This is a genomic window from Dyella terrae, from assembly GCF_022394535.1.
GTDB lineage: Bacteria > Pseudomonadota > Gammaproteobacteria > Xanthomonadales > Rhodanobacteraceae > Dyella.
In genome coordinates this window covers 3585375-3598744 of the sequence record NZ_CP089414.1, presented here as the reverse complement: position 1 = coordinate 3598744, position 13370 = coordinate 3585375, and the positions used below count along the sequence as shown (strand labels likewise).

General features: G+C 62.0%; 13 protein-coding genes and 1 tRNA gene. 12 read left to right on the top strand and 2 right to left on the bottom strand.

All coding sequences use genetic code 11. From position 1 onward, the window contains the following. The first annotated feature begins 65 nt into the window (after positions 1-65). On the top strand, positions 66-2021 hold the full coding sequence (locus tag DYST_RS15725; RefSeq protein WP_239946558.1) for a M61 family peptidase: 1956 nt from the start codon (positions 66-68) through the stop codon (positions 2019-2021). A 347-nt stretch (positions 2022-2368) separates the two neighbouring features. Beyond that, complete coding sequence (locus DYST_RS15720; RefSeq protein ID WP_239946557.1) at positions 2369-4108, top strand: restriction endonuclease; 1740 nt, start codon at positions 2369-2371, stop codon at positions 4106-4108. A 309-nt stretch (positions 4109-4417) separates the two neighbouring features. On the opposite strand, the gene DYST_RS15715 is transcribed toward DYST_RS15720, so the two are convergent. Further along, positions 4418-4494: transfer RNA gene (locus DYST_RS15715), tRNA-Met, on the bottom strand. 182 nt (positions 4495-4676) lie between these two features. Between DYST_RS15715 and DYST_RS15710 the strand changes: the two genes are divergently transcribed. The 8 genes from DYST_RS15710 (at position 4677) to ampE (ending at position 9834) form a co-directional block, all read left to right on the top strand. Then, a complete protein-coding gene (locus DYST_RS15710) occupies positions 4677-5225 on the top strand; it encodes an RNA pyrophosphohydrolase (protein ID WP_239946556.1) in 549 nt (182 codons plus the stop codon). Between the two features lie 132 nt (positions 5226-5357). Beyond that, positions 5358-5558, top strand: a complete 201-nt coding sequence (locus tag DYST_RS15705) for a (2Fe-2S)-binding protein (RefSeq protein ID WP_239946555.1) — start codon at positions 5358-5360, stop codon at positions 5556-5558. A 139-nt stretch (positions 5559-5697) separates the two neighbouring features. After that, the gene (bfr, locus tag DYST_RS15700; protein WP_102301677.1) at positions 5698-6168 is read left to right on the top strand and encodes a bacterioferritin; all 471 of its coding nucleotides are present in this window, start codon (positions 5698-5700) and stop codon (positions 6166-6168) included. 95 nt (positions 6169-6263) lie between these two features. After that, complete coding sequence (locus tag DYST_RS15695; RefSeq protein ID WP_239946554.1) at positions 6264-7013, top strand: DUF6776 family protein; 750 nt, start codon at positions 6264-6266, stop codon at positions 7011-7013. Further along, the gene (locus tag DYST_RS15690; RefSeq protein ID WP_102301675.1) at positions 7000-7422 is read left to right on the top strand and encodes a bactofilin family protein; all 423 of its coding nucleotides are present in this window, start codon (positions 7000-7002) and stop codon (positions 7420-7422) included. Before DYST_RS15695 ends, DYST_RS15690 begins: the two co-directional genes overlap by 14 nt. A gap of 46 nt (positions 7423-7468) precedes the next feature. Beyond that, complete coding sequence (gene erpA, locus DYST_RS15685; RefSeq protein WP_102301674.1) at positions 7469-7846, top strand: iron-sulfur cluster insertion protein ErpA; 378 nt, start codon at positions 7469-7471, stop codon at positions 7844-7846. A gap of 13 nt (positions 7847-7859) precedes the next feature. Then, positions 7860-8831: an NAD(+) diphosphatase gene (gene nudC / locus DYST_RS15680; protein WP_239946553.1), complete on the top strand. Its 972-nt coding sequence runs from the start codon at positions 7860-7862 to the stop codon at positions 8829-8831. Between the two features lie 133 nt (positions 8832-8964). Next, positions 8965-9834, top strand: coding sequence for a regulatory signaling modulator protein AmpE (gene ampE / locus DYST_RS15675; RefSeq protein ID WP_239946552.1), 870 nt, complete (start codon positions 8965-8967; stop codon positions 9832-9834). Between the two features lie 69 nt (positions 9835-9903). Here the strand turns inward: ampE and DYST_RS15670 are convergent, their stop codons facing one another. Then, positions 9904-11778 carry an MFS transporter gene (locus tag DYST_RS15670; protein WP_239946551.1) on the bottom strand — a complete coding sequence of 625 codons (1875 nt, stop codon included), beginning with the start codon at positions 11776-11778 and terminating at the stop codon, positions 9904-9906. A 356-nt stretch (positions 11779-12134) separates the two neighbouring features. Between DYST_RS15670 and DYST_RS15665 the strand changes: the two genes are divergently transcribed. Together DYST_RS15665 and DYST_RS15660 are read left to right on the top strand one after the other, a co-directional pair. After that, positions 12135-12782 (top strand): dihydrofolate reductase family protein, encoded by a 648-nt coding sequence (locus DYST_RS15665; protein ID WP_239946550.1) that lies wholly within the window; start codon positions 12135-12137, stop codon positions 12780-12782. An 86-nt stretch (positions 12783-12868) separates the two neighbouring features. Next, positions 12869-13315, top strand: coding sequence for an SRPBCC family protein (locus tag DYST_RS15660; RefSeq protein ID WP_239946549.1), 447 nt, complete (start codon positions 12869-12871; stop codon positions 13313-13315). The last annotated feature ends 55 nt before the right edge of the window (positions 13316-13370 follow it).

Here is a 13370-nt window from a genome sequence, read left to right as displayed (position 1 = left end):
GATCGCGCATAGAGCGATGCAGGCACGAAACGCGAGCAGTCCCGTCACGCTGTGCAGAGGGAAGCATGAAACGACTGACACGATGGCTTGGCGTTGTGGCCCTGGCGATATCCGCACCTTGCATCGCCAAAGCGGGCGACGACATTCCACCCGGCACCATCGCGTTGACGGTGCGCTTGCCCGATCCCGGCCAGAAACTGCTGTACGTGCACGAGAGCATGCCCGTCAAACCGGGCCCGTTGACGCTCTACTATCCGAAATGGATTCCGGGCGACCACTCGCCTGACGGCCCGATCGAGCAGATCATGGGTCTGGTGTTCACTGCAGGCGGTAAACGCATCGCATGGCAACGCGATGAGCTGGATCGGTTCACCTTCCACCTCACCGTACCGGCTGGCGCGCAGCAGTTGGATATCGACTTCCAATTTCCCGGCACGGAAAGGGTGACGCCGAATCTCATGGGCGTTTCCTGGGATCAGGTGGCGCTGTACCCGGCGGGCCATGCGACCAAGACGCTGATCTATCAACCAACCCTGGTCATTCCTGCCGATTGGCACTACGCCAGTGCGCTGGAAACGGCGACACACGACGATGGGCGGATTGCTTTCAAGCCGGTGCCATTCAACACACTGGTCGATTCGCCAGTGATTGCCGGCAGATACTTTCGGCAAATCGACCTGACGCCGACAGGGTCATCCGTGCACCGCTATCTCGACATGGTCGGCGATAGCGCGGTGGCACTCGATCTGTCGGAGCCGCAGATCTCGGGTTTCCGCCAACTGATTGAACAAGCGCAGGCGCTGTTCCATTCCCACCACTACGACAGCTACCACCTGTTGCTGACATTGAGCGACTACGTGCCAGTCGGTGGCTTGGAGCATCATCAGTCGAGTGACGATCGCGCGCGCAGCGGCTCGAAGATGTTCGCTGACGCCGATCACTTCATGCTCGACGCCTCGTTACTTCCCCACGAGTACACCCATTCGTGGAACGGAAAGTTCATGCGCCCGGCGGGTCTGTGGCAACCCGACTTCGAACAGCCCGAACGCCCCGGCATGCTGTGGATCTACGAAGGGCTCACGGTCTACCTGGGGGACGTACTGACCGCGCGCAGCGGTTTATGGTCGGCCGATACATGGCGCCAGGTGCTCGCTTATCGGGCCAGTGACATGGCGTATCGCCCCGGACGCGCGTGGCGGCCTTTGCTGGATACCAGCGTCGCCGTGGATTATTCCGCGCCCACCGCGTGGGGCAATTGGCGACGCGAGAATGACTTCTACCGCGAGGGCGAGCTTCTGTGGCTTGCCGTCGATATGAGGATTCGCGAACTCAGCCACGGCCAGCGTTCCATCGACGATTTCGCGCAGCTGTTCTTCGACGTCGACGACGGCAGTTTCGTCACCCACACCTACACCTTCGATGACGTCGTCACCACGCTCGACAAGGTGCAACCATCCGACTGGGCAAGTTTTCTCCACAACTGGACCGAGGGCGTAGGCGAGCAGGTGCCGCTGCTCTCCGGTATCGACGCCAGCGGTTGGCGACTGGCCTATACCGACCAGCCGTCCGCGTACCAGCACGCGATCGAAAACGTCGGGCAGGGCGAACTGGAGATCAAAGGCATCAACGTCATGGCGTCGATCGGCCTGTTCCTCAAAGACGATGGCGACATCATCGACATGCTGTGGGATGGACCGGCCTTCAAGAGCGGCCTTGCGCCCGGCATGAAGCTGGTTTCCATCAACGACCGTCACTTCAGCGCATCCGTATTGCACGAAGAACTCGCACGGGCACAGCAGAGCAAGAAACCGCTGCAACTACGCATGCAGAACGACGGTGAGAGCGCGCTTCATGTGGTCCATGACGACGGCGGGCCGAAGTACCCAACCTTGTCCGCACGCCTGACAAGGTCGATGTGCTGCAACAGATCCTCGCGCCGAGACCGGCCAGTCGCGGTTCGTGAACGAACCGCTCTCAGCCAAGGCGAGCAACGCGCACGCAGACCATCCCGACTGCCGTGAGGTTCGAGCCAGGGGAAGAGGAGCGAGTGTCCCTTGGACCTGGAGACACAAGGTGGCTATCGGTGGCCTAGAACGGCCATCCGCGCCCGACACCGGCCTAGCACTTTTCCGTACCCCTCAAGGCTGGCAGGTCTCCAACTGGAGCAGTTGAGGGCACGCTGCAACAAGCCCGGCAGATTTTCGAGAAACTTCCGAAGCTTCAGCGACACGTCTCGAACTGGAAACTCCCCCATACTCCTCAAGAAGACCGCCCCTAAGCCGTCGATACGCCTTTTGGCAGGCTTCAGCCGGTCTAATCTCAGCCGCTACATTGTCAAGGCGACTTAGCTTTCGATCAGGGGGTGGACATGGGACAGACAGGGCTCGTCAGGTTCAGCGAGGCGTCGTGGGTATACACATCCACGGGCAAAGTCACGGGGTGCCGTATTGAGGTTTGGCACACCGGGCTGAATGAACATCGGCTGCTGAAGGCACCGGACAAGGATGTACTCCAGAACAAGATGAACGCCCTACTGGCCACCTGGACAGAGAAATGGGAAAGAGTGAGCGCAAAACAGCAGGCGAACTCCGTCAAGTGGAAGGGCAAGGAGCAGGCAGACGCTGCCACCGCTGACGCGCAGAACACTCTTCAGGAAGCAGAGGGACTCCTTCTGGCCACACTGGATGTCAATGATGCTGTCGACTGGGGCTCGCTCGAAGATCACACGCCCTTTCGTAGCTTTGATGGATCTCCTTACCCAGACGTAACCTTTGCCGATACTGGGTGGCCCATGGGAATAAATGAGGCCACTGCACCGAACGCTCCTGATCCAAAATTTATCAAGTACCAGCCCGTCCTTGGCTTACTGGACAAAATCTTTGGTGGGCGCAAGGCCGCGAAGATTGCCGCATCCGAACGACTCTATGCCGCCGACCATGACGAGTGGCAGGAGAAACGCCGACTCGCCGACGCATCGAACACTGCGGCCCGGAAACAGCTGGACGCAGCGAAAATCGCTTTCCAGGACGCAGAGAACGCTTTCAAGTCAGCCCAGGAGCAAAGCAACGCCAGAATCCAGGAGTTGGCTGCTCGATATCGTGCCGGCGAGACCGACGCTGTACTGGCCAATGCGGAACTGATCCTCAACGCCTCGGAATATCCCGACTGGATCAGGAAGGACTATACGACCCAGTACAACGCCCAGACGAAGCTGCTCATCGTCGACTTTCAGCTTCCATCGCATGAAGACATTCCTAGACTGACGAAGGTCTCCTACGTCGCCTCTCGGGATGAGCTCAAAGACAGCTTCCTGTCCGACGCGGAGTACAACCGCTTGTTCGACAGCGTTATCTACCAGCTTGCACTTCGGACGATTCACGAACTCTTCGAAGGCGACACCGCGAACGTTGTCGACTCTGTGGTGTTTAACGGATGGGTCACTGCAGTGAACCGCAGCATCGGGCGTGAAGAGACAGCCTGCATAGTCTCCCTTCACGCGCTCAAGGACGAGTTCCTCGCGATTGATTTGAAACGCGTCGACCCGAAAGCCTGCTTCAAGCAGTTGCGAGGGGTCGCAGCCTCTAAATTGAGTGGGCTAACGCCGGTGGCGCCGATCATTCAGATGGAAAGGGACGACGCACGATTTGTAGCGAGCCACGAGGTAGCCGGGCGCCTCCAAGAAGGGACAAATCTGGCCGCAATTGACTGGGAGGATTTCGAACATCTCGTCAGAGAACTTTTCGAGCAGGAATTCGCCGCTGGCGGTGGCGAGGTAAAGGTCACTCGAACGAGTGCGGACGGAGGCGTTGATGCTGTTATTTTCGACCCCGACCCCATTCGTGGGGGCAAAATTGTGGTCCAGGCGAAGCGTTACACCAACACGGTAGGTGTTTCGGCGGTCCGTGATCTGTATGGAACTATGATGAACGAGGGCGCCATGAAGGGTCTGCTGGTTACTACCAGTGACTACGGTCCGGACGCGTACAGGTTTGCAACCGATAAGCCCATCACGCTCCTCAACGGCGGAAATCTTCTTCACCTGCTAGCCAAGCACGGACACAAGGCTCGCATTGACCTAGCAGAAGCCAAGAGGCTTCGTGAACAATAAGCGATTGAACTCGTAGCTACGCCCGTCGCGGATGGCGATCTATAACAATAGCTGGACGCCAATGGCTTCCTAATTCCGTGAGAGCGGATCTTGACTAGAGGTCAGCTCAGATCGCTCTCCCACAACTGCAGGCTAGGCTTCGGCTAAAGCTCCCTTAAGTATCCGATCAGCCAATCGCAGGAAGGCCGGCGAGTCGGTACTTGGAGTCGGTACTTGGATAAGGATCATCCGCACTGCGCCGCCGGATAAGCTAAGTCCTTGAACGCAAAAAACCCGCTGGGAGCGGGCTTTTGACGGTCTTCAGGCGGATGGTGGCTATGGGTGGACTCGAACCACCGACCCCAGCATTATGAGTGCTGTGCTCTAACCGGCTGAGCTACATAGCCTTGGGTGCCGCCTGCAAGGTATGTCGACGTGGCGTCGACCAGGCAGGGCCCGGCAGTTTAGTGGGCTGCGGCTTCCGGTTCAAGTGGTGCGGTTGCCCGGCCTTCCTGGGCTGTGCTTGAATCATCCCGAGCCAGGGCGGATGTGAGTCGTCCGTCGTAACCGCCCGGCTTCAGGAGGCAACATGATCGACGTCGATGGCTATCGTCCGAATGTAGGCATCGTTCTGCTCAATGCAGACGGCCAGCTGTTCTGGGCGCGCCGCGTCAATCGTGATGGCTGGCAGTTCCCCCAGGGCGGCATGCGCAGCGACGAGACGCCGCTGGAAGCCATGTACCGCGAGCTGGAAGAGGAAACCGGCCTGGCCCCGCACCATGTCGAGGTCATTGGCGCCACCCGTGGCTGGCTGCGTTATCGCCTGCCCAGCCGCTATGTCCGCCACCACCAGCATCCGACCTGCATCGGGCAGAAGCAGGTGTGGTTCCTGCTGCGTCTGGTGGGTGCCGAGGAGGACTTGCGCCTCGATGCCTGCGAAAAGCCCGAGTTCGACCAATGGCGTTGGGTGGATTTCTGGTACCCGGCTGCCCACGTGGTCAACTTCAAGCGCCAAGTCTACGAGCGTGCCTTGCGCCACTTTGCGCCCTTGGTGGAAACGCTGTTGAGCGTTGAGCTGGGCGAGCTGCCGCATCCCGACCGTGGCGACGGCTCGCGCAAGGGCAAGGCAGCGGCTTGAGACCGGGGCGTCTTCCGGGCGATTTGTGCGCACCCGCTCTTCAACTAACCGGACGGCGCCTGAACAAGCGGCCCCGAACACTACTCCGTCATTAGTTGACAATCATTCGCATTTGCGTTCCCATATACACCCATGTATATCTGCATGTGCAACGCCGTGACCGACGGCGACATCCGCCGAGCCGCCTCAGAGGGCGTCCATCAGTTCTCCGAGCTGCAGGCTCGCACGGGCTGTTCGGACTGCTGCGGATGCTGCGAGCAGGAAGCCCGCGCCACGCTGGATATGGCTGTGCAGCAAGTGCTGACGACCTTGCCGTTGGTTGCCGTGGCCTGACTCCGGCCCACCTCGATGTACCCCGCGACGCGCAGCCCTGGCTGCGCGTTTTCGCATGCGCAACTCCTATTCATTCTCGTTACGGCATGTGAAAAACAGACGCCGTATAGTCGCTTGCCACGCAGCAAGGAGACTTCCCATGAAGGGCGACGCCAAGGTCATCGAGTTCCTCAACAAGGTGCTCTACAACGAGTTGACCGCCATCAATCAGTACTGGCTGCATTACCGCATGTACAAGGACTGGGGCTACAACGAGCTTGCCGAGCACGAGCACAAGGAATCCATCGAGGAGATGAAGCACGCCGATCATTTGATCGAGCGCATCCTGTTCCTCGACGGCCTGCCCAACCTGCAGCACCTTGGCAAGCTGCGCATCGGCGAAAACCCGGTGGAATGCCTGCAGGGCGACCTTGACCTGGAAATGGCCGCCGTGAAGGATCTGCGCGAAGCCATTGTCTACAGCGAGAGCATCGCCGACTTCGTCAGCCGTGACCTGTTCAAGGGCATCCTCCACGACGAGGAAGAGCACATCGACTGGCTGGAAACCCAGTTCAGCCTGATCAAGGACCTCAGCGCCGAGCGCTACCTGCAGTCCAAGATCGACAGCTGACCGTCCCCGTGGGAACGGTCGCAAAGCGTGCCACCGTTCCTTGACGCTCTCTGCACGCCGGGGCTATACGTTGCTTTTCCCTGGGAAAGCCACGTATGGCTTCACGTCCACCACCGCGCTTCGTGGTACGTCCGCACGACGCGTTCGTCGGACGGCGGCGACTGTGGTTGGGCGCGGCCTGGGTCGCCAGCCTGCTCATCGTGGGCCTGGTGGTGGGTGGCATTGCCCACCACGGTACCCCGGTGGCCGCCGAGGAGCGCCAGCTCAAAGCGCTCACCCGGCAGAACAATGATCTCCAGCAGCAGGTGGCCAACCTGCAGCGCGCAGGCCAGGTGGCGGACATCGCCAACAGTTCGTTGCGCAAGACGCTGTCCGAACGCGAGGAGGAGATCAGCGGCCTGCGGGCCGACCTGGGTTTCTATTCCCGCCTGACCGGCGGCGACGCCCAGCGCGAAGGGCTCAAAGTGCAGGAAGTCCGCCTGCAGCCGGTCGAGAACTCGCACGCCTGGAACCTTACGCTCAGCCTGACCCAGAACGCCAAGCGCGGTGACGACGTCACCGGCAATGCCACGGTCAGCATCGAAGGCTTGCGCGCCGACAAGGTGGTCCAGCTCGATTGGCCGTCGCTGGGCGACACCGCCCAGCACGACGGCATTCCCTTCCGTTTCAAGTATTTCCAGCAGCTCCACAGCACCATTGTGCTGCCCGCCGATTTCCGACCCACCCGCCTCGTCATCAAGGTGCAGCCGGCTGGGGACGATGCTGTGACGCGCGCGGTCGCCTGGGGCGAGGCGCTGTCTGGCCACCTCACACCGACTCAAGGGGAACAAGATGCTCAACCGTAAGCGCAGCGAGCGAGCGCCAGCCCATCCGGACACCAGCCTGATCGCGCGCGGCACCGTTATCCAGGGCGACGTGCGTTTCAGCGGCGCGTTGCATCTCGACGGCCAGGTTGTCGGCTCGGTGCTGGCTGAGGAGCAGGGCGCGGTCTTTACGCTTAGCGAGAGCGGCCACGTGGAGGGCGAGGTCCGCGTGCCTCACGCCATCATCAACGGCCATGTCCGCGGCGACATCCACGCCGCCGAGCGCCTGGAACTGGCTCCGGAAGCCCGCGTGGTTGGCGACGTGCATTACCGCACCCTGGAAATGGCCGCCGGTGCCCAGGTGAACGGGCGCATGAGCCACCATTCCGCCGAGGCTCCTCGCGAGCTCCCGGCACCAACGCTGGCCGACGCGGAAGCCCTACCCGCCTGATCGCGGTATCCTTGCTTACAGGTTGCCGCACCCCCACTTGAGTCCCATGGATACCGTCGTCTCTCTCCCCATCGTTCCCGACTACCGCAGCGCCGGCACTCCGCTGGTGTTCACCGAGGCTGCGGCCCGCAAGGTGCACGAGCTCATTCAGGAAGAGGGCAATCCGGAGCTCAAGCTGCGCGTGTACATCACCGGCGGCGGCTGTTCGGGCTTCCAGTACGGCTTCACTTTTGACGAAGCCCAGGCCGAGGACGACTACGCGATAGCGCGCGAAGGCGTCACGCTGCTGGTGGATCCGCTGTCGCTGCAGTACCTCACTGGCGCCGAAATCGACTATTCGGAAAGCCTGAGCGGTTCGCAGTTCGTTATCCGCAACCCCAACGCCAAGACCACCTGCGGCTGCGGCTCCTCTTTCTCCACCTGAGCCTGGCCACCGCATGGATCGCACCGCCCCGCCGCGACACAACACGTTCGCGGGCCTCAGTCTGATCCTCGACCGCGTCGCCGAGCGGCGCGATGAATCCATGTGGATCAACGAGCTGGCCGCATCCGACAGTGCGCGCTACGTGCTGATCGATCCACTGGGGCAAACCTACCTGCGCGCGGAAGGCTCTGCGCTGCGCTGGCTGGACAGTGCCGAACGCGAGCGCCTACTGGGCGATGCGAAGGCGAGCTTCCTCGGTCTCACCGGCGAGCGGCCGAACTTCCTCATTGCGCTGGATGATGACCAGCGCGCGGCCGACCTGGAGCATGCGCTGGGCGCACGCCGCGGCGGGCTGCGTGAGGTGGGCCTGCTGTTGCCAGAGGACGAAGCCCGCCTGTTCGCCTATGGCAAGGGCCTCGCGCACTGGCAGCGCGAAACGCGCCACTGTCCTTATTGCGGTTCGCCGCTGGTGTTGGTGGCGGCCGGTCATCGCGCGCAGTGCACTAACAACGACTGCGGCCGCATGCAGTTCCCGCGCACCGACGCCGCTGTCATCGTCATCGTGGAACACGAAGACGCCTGCCTGCTCGGCCGCCAGGCGGGCTGGCCGACGGGGCGTTATTCGACGTTGGCAGGTTTCGTCGAACCGGGCGAAGCACTGGAAGACGCCGTGCGCCGCGAGGTCGCCGAAGAATCCGGCGTGGTCGTGGGCGAGGTGCATTACCACTCGTCACAGCCATGGCCACTGCCGCAATCGCTGATGGTCGGCTTCACCGCTAAGGCGTTGAACCGCAGTATTCGCTTGCGTGATCACGAGCTGGAAGACGCGCGTTGGTTCACGCCGCAGGAGATTGTCGACGGCATGGCCGACGGTAGCTTCCTTCCTTCGCCACCGCTGTCCGTGTCCTATCGCCTGCTCGAGCATTGGTTGCGCCAGCAAGCGGGGCTTGAACTGGATGAGCTGGTGAAGCGTTACAAAGGCTGAAGCGACCTTTGCAACGCCCTCGACGTCATTCGGCTTTCGACGATATGACGAGCACGAGCGTCGCCGCATGACAGGGCGATAACCCGTCACGACCTTGCCCTACAATGCGGCCGTCGACAGGAGATTCGCATCCATGGCTGTCAGCTTGCTATCCGCACTCATCGCACTCGGCCTGGTGCACGTCATGCCGCAACTCGCGCATTGGCGTGGCGATGGCGGATTCCGCCGTTGGGTGGCACAACTGGGGGACACCGCCGGTCCCGCACGCGTTGCGGTAACGCTCGGCGTGCCGGTGGTGTTGTGCATCATCGCCCTTTGGCTGATCGGCTTGCTGCCGGGCAGCGAACTGTTCCGCCTGGTGTTCTCGTTCGTAGTGCTGCTGTACTGCTTTGGCCCGCACGCCTACGAAGCCGATCTCGAAGCCATCATCAAGGCGCCCGATCAGCCTTCGCGCGAAGCCGCGGCCCAAGCCTTGTCGGATGACGGCGACCCGGTCGCCTGGAACGCCGTATCGCTCGGCGAGGCCACCGCCTACGCGGCCCTGCATCGCCGCTTTGGCGTGCTGCTTTGGTTCTTCTTGCTGGGCCCGGTCGGCGCGCTGCTCTATCGCCTCGCGCAGACGCTGGGCCGCGACCAGACCTTGCGCCTGGACACGCCCGCGCGCCACGCGGCGCGCTCCTTCGCCAACGTAGTCGACTGGCTGCCGGCGCAGCTGATGGTGTTCACGCTGGCACTGGTCGGCCATTGGGATGCCGTGATCGGCGCCTGGAAGCGCTGGCACCAGCAGCAGTCGCCCAACAGTTGGTATGTGGAAGGCGCCGGCTTCCTCGGCGCAGCTGCACGTGCAGATGTGCAGGTGGATATCGAAGCGGGTGACGGCTATGCGGAAGAACGCATCGATACGCTGGCCGAGCTGATCCGCCTTCGCGGCGCGCTGCTTCGCGCGCTGCTCGCGTGGCTCAGCGTGGTAGCGCTAGTGGTCATCGCAGGCTGGATGGCCTAAGAGCCGCTAAGCGTAAACATCAACGCACACCCCGCTGGGCGTGCGTGCTCCACATGAGGTAACCGGAGCTCAGGCCATATCGCCGCGCAGCTCGCGCACGCGGGCCTCGAGCGCATCCATGCGAACGTCCTGCGGTGCGATCGGCGCGCTGCCGACCAGTTCCACGCGCGCACGGAAGCGGCGCGGCAGGCGAGCGCGGTGCATCATCGAGTCGCGGCGACTCCACACGCTGCCCCACAGGCCGCGCAACGCCAGCGGCACGACGGGTACCGGACGACGTTCCAGGATGCGCGACACGCCCGGACGGAACGGCCCGATATCGCCATCCTTGGTCAATCCGCCCTCGGGGAAGATGCACACCAAGTCGCCATCGGCCAGCGCCGCATCCACTTCTTCGTACGCTCGATTCAGCACCTCCGGATCTTCCTTCTGCCCGGCGATGGGAATCGCCTTGGCAGTGTGGAACACGAACTTCAGCACCGGGATGTTGAAGATCTTGTAGTACATGACAAAGCGCGCGGGCCGCCGCAGATTCGCCATCAGCAGCAGCGGGTCCATGAAACTAACGTGGTTGCACACCAGCAGCGCGGGGCCTTCTTCCGGGATGTTCTCCAGCCCGTCGACGCGCACGCGGTACAACGTGTTCACCAGCACCCAGGTGATGAAGCGCATCAAGAACTCTGGAACGATGGTGAAGATGTAAACCGCCACCACTACGTTGAGCAGCGCCACAGCAAGGAAGATCTGCACCGCCGTCAGCCCCGCCGCACCCAGCCCCAGGCCAAACCCCGAGGCCATGCAAATGAAGAGCGCGTTGAGGATGTTGTTGCCCGCGATCACGCGCGACAGACGATCGCGCGGCGTACGCGCCTGCACATAGGCGAACAGCGGCACCACGTAGAAGCCGCTGAACACGCCGATCAACGTGAGATCCATCACCACGCGCCAGCTTCCGGCGGAATGCAGGAAGGCAAGCCAGTCCAGGCCATGCACGGTAGCCAGATGCGGATGGGCGAAAAACAGATCCACGCCGAACGCGGTAAGGCCGAACGCGCCCAGGGGCACCAGCCCCACCTCTACGCGGCGACCCGACATGCGCTCGCACAACAGCGCACCGATGCCCGTGCCCAGCGAGAACAAGGTAAGCACCAGCACTCCGACCGAACCATCACCACCCAGGTTGAGGCGCGTGTAGTTGGGCAACTGCGCGACAAGCACGGTGCCGAAGAACCAGAACCAGGAGATGCCGAGCACGGCGTTGAACACGCGCCGGTCGGCCTTGGTGATGCCGAGCACACGCGCGGTCTCCGTCACCGGGTTCCAATTGAAGACAAGATCGGGGGCGGTGGCTGGCGCGGGAGGAATGCGGCGACTGGCAAGGTAACCGAGCACGGCAATGGCGATGGTCGCAGCCGAGGCAGCGATGGGCCCATGGCCATGGATCATCATCAGCGAGCCGCCGGCGATCATGCCGATCAGTATCGCCAGCTGCGTGCCCATCTCCACCAAACCGTTACCGCCCACCAGTTCTTCCGGCTTCAGCGCCTGCGGCAGGATGGCGTACTTGATGGGCCCGAAGGTTGTGGAGTGCAGTCCCATCAGGAACAGCACTACCAGCAGAAGCGTGGTGTGATGCGTGTAGAAGCCAATCGAAGCGACCACCATCGCGGCGATCTCGAACAGCTTCACGTAGCGGATGATGCGCGTCTTCTCGTACTTCTCCGCCAGCTGCCCTGCGGTGGCCGAAAACAGGAAGTAGGGCAGGATGAACAGCGCTGGCGCCAGATTGGTGTAGAGCGACACCGATTTGTCATCCAGCCCCATCTGGAATGCCACCAGCGTGACCATGGCGTTGCGGAACGCGCTGTCGTTGAACGCACCCAGCGCCTGCGTCCAGAAGAAGGGCGCGAAGCGGCGGCTTCCAAGCAGGCTGAATTGGCTCATGCGGATCCCTTGCGTGTCGTGGCGGCAAGCCTAGCGCGAAAGCCCCCGCTCATCGCTATAGGTCGTTGCCGTTCTTGTTGAAAGCCCTGGTCGACCCATCTAGTGGCGCTACCAGCGTATGCGGAATCGAGACTCGACACGCCGCCATGACCCGGTTTGCGTTATGGCTTGGGGCAATGTCCCTTGGCCGGCCGTTCAGCCACTGCCGTTCGGCGCAGGCCACAGTTCACTGACCGCAGCGCGTGGTGGAAACCAGCAACATCCGGAAGGCACCTTGGGGGAGCATGGGGTGCCGTGTCGAAATGGAAGCGCTTTCTTCGTCGCATAGTCGATCACTCTTTGAAGGACAACAAACCATGTCGAAACTTCGTGTGCAGAGCTTCGCCGTTTCCCTGGACGGCTTCAGTGCCGGCCCGAATCAGGACCTGGAGAACCCGCTGGGCGTCGGCGGCCCCGCACTTATGGAATGGTTCTTTGCCACGCGCATGTTCCAGCGCATGTACGGAAGCGGCGATGGCGAGACAGGTGTCGACAATGGCATAGCGGAGAAAGGCTTTGACGGTATCGGCGCATGGATCCTCGGGCGCAATATGTTCGGACCGGTACGCGGACCATGGCCGGACGACAGCTGGAAGGGCTGGTGGGGCGATGAGCCGTCGTACCACGTGCCCGTGTTCGTGCTGACGCATCACGCACGGCCGCCGCTCACCATGGCCGGTGGCACCACGTTCCATTTCGTTACTGAAGGCATCCACGCTGCGCTTGAGCAGGCGCGCGCGGCGGCCGGCAAGCAGGACGTGCGCGTCGGGGGTGGCGCCGCCACGGTACGCCAATATCTGCAGGCAGGATTACTCGACGACCTTCATCTTGCCGTGCGCCCGATCCTTATGGGCCGCGGCGAAGCGCTGTTTGCGGGCCTGGATCTACCCGCGCTCGGGTATGAAACCGTAGACAGCGTGCCCGGCGAGCGGGCCACGCACGTCTTCCTACGCAAACGCGCCTGAACGTGCGCGTCGAAATGGAGCTACTTCGTTCGTCGAATCCATAACAGGCCGCACGAGCTTGTTCATTCCTTCCATGGAGCAATCGCATGACCACCGGAACCGTCACGCTTCATCGTGTCCTTCGCACCACGCCTGAGAAGATCTATCGCGCCTTTACGACCCCGGACGCCATGGCACGCTGGCTGCCGCCGCATGGCTTTACCGGCAAAGTGCATCAGATGGATGCCAAGGTGGGCGGCACTTATCAGATGTCCTTCACCAACTTCACGAGTGGCAACAGCCATTCGTTTGGTGGCACCTATCATGAGCTTGTTCCGGGCGAACGCATCCGCTACACGGCACGCTTCGACGGCGCCAATCTGCCCGGCGAGATGCAGACGACGATCACGCTCAAGAAGGTTTCCTGCGGCACGGAACTGCATGTTGTGCAGGAAGGCATTCCTGAGGTGATTCCGACCGACCAGTGCTACCTTGGCTGGCAGGAATCGCTGATCCATCTCGCGCAACTGGTCGAGCCAGAGATCCCGGGTTGACGCTCGCGCGGAACACGATATGAAAAAGCCCCTGACGTCCGGGGCTTTTCAAAAC

Coding starts and splice junctions, on each gene's coding strand:
- DYST_RS15705 (WP_239946555.1), top strand. CDS start 5,358: ATGTATATCTGCATGTGCAACGCCGTGACCGACGGCGACATCCGCCGA.
- DYST_RS15720 (WP_239946557.1), top strand. CDS start 2,369: ATGGGACAGACAGGGCTCGTCAGGTTCAGCGAGGCGTCGTGGGTATAC.
- nudC (WP_239946553.1), top strand. CDS start 7,860: ATGGATCGCACCGCCCCGCCGCGACACAACACGTTCGCGGGCCTCAGT.
- DYST_RS15710 (WP_239946556.1), top strand. CDS start 4,677: ATGATCGACGTCGATGGCTATCGTCCGAATGTAGGCATCGTTCTGCTC.
- DYST_RS15665 (WP_239946550.1), top strand. CDS start 12,135: ATGTCGAAACTTCGTGTGCAGAGCTTCGCCGTTTCCCTGGACGGCTTC.
- DYST_RS15725 (WP_239946558.1), top strand. CDS start 66: ATGAAACGACTGACACGATGGCTTGGCGTTGTGGCCCTGGCGATATCC.
- DYST_RS15690 (WP_102301675.1), top strand. CDS start 7,000: ATGCTCAACCGTAAGCGCAGCGAGCGAGCGCCAGCCCATCCGGACACC.
- DYST_RS15695 (WP_239946554.1), top strand. CDS start 6,264: ATGGCTTCACGTCCACCACCGCGCTTCGTGGTACGTCCGCACGACGCG.
- DYST_RS15660 (WP_239946549.1), top strand. CDS start 12,869: ATGACCACCGGAACCGTCACGCTTCATCGTGTCCTTCGCACCACGCCT.
- ampE (WP_239946552.1), top strand. CDS start 8,965: ATGGCTGTCAGCTTGCTATCCGCACTCATCGCACTCGGCCTGGTGCAC.
- bfr (WP_102301677.1), top strand. CDS start 5,698: ATGAAGGGCGACGCCAAGGTCATCGAGTTCCTCAACAAGGTGCTCTAC.
- erpA (WP_102301674.1), top strand. CDS start 7,469: ATGGATACCGTCGTCTCTCTCCCCATCGTTCCCGACTACCGCAGCGCC.
- DYST_RS15670 (WP_239946551.1), bottom strand. CDS start 11,778: ATGAGCCAATTCAGCCTGCTTGGAAGCCGCCGCTTCGCGCCCTTCTTC.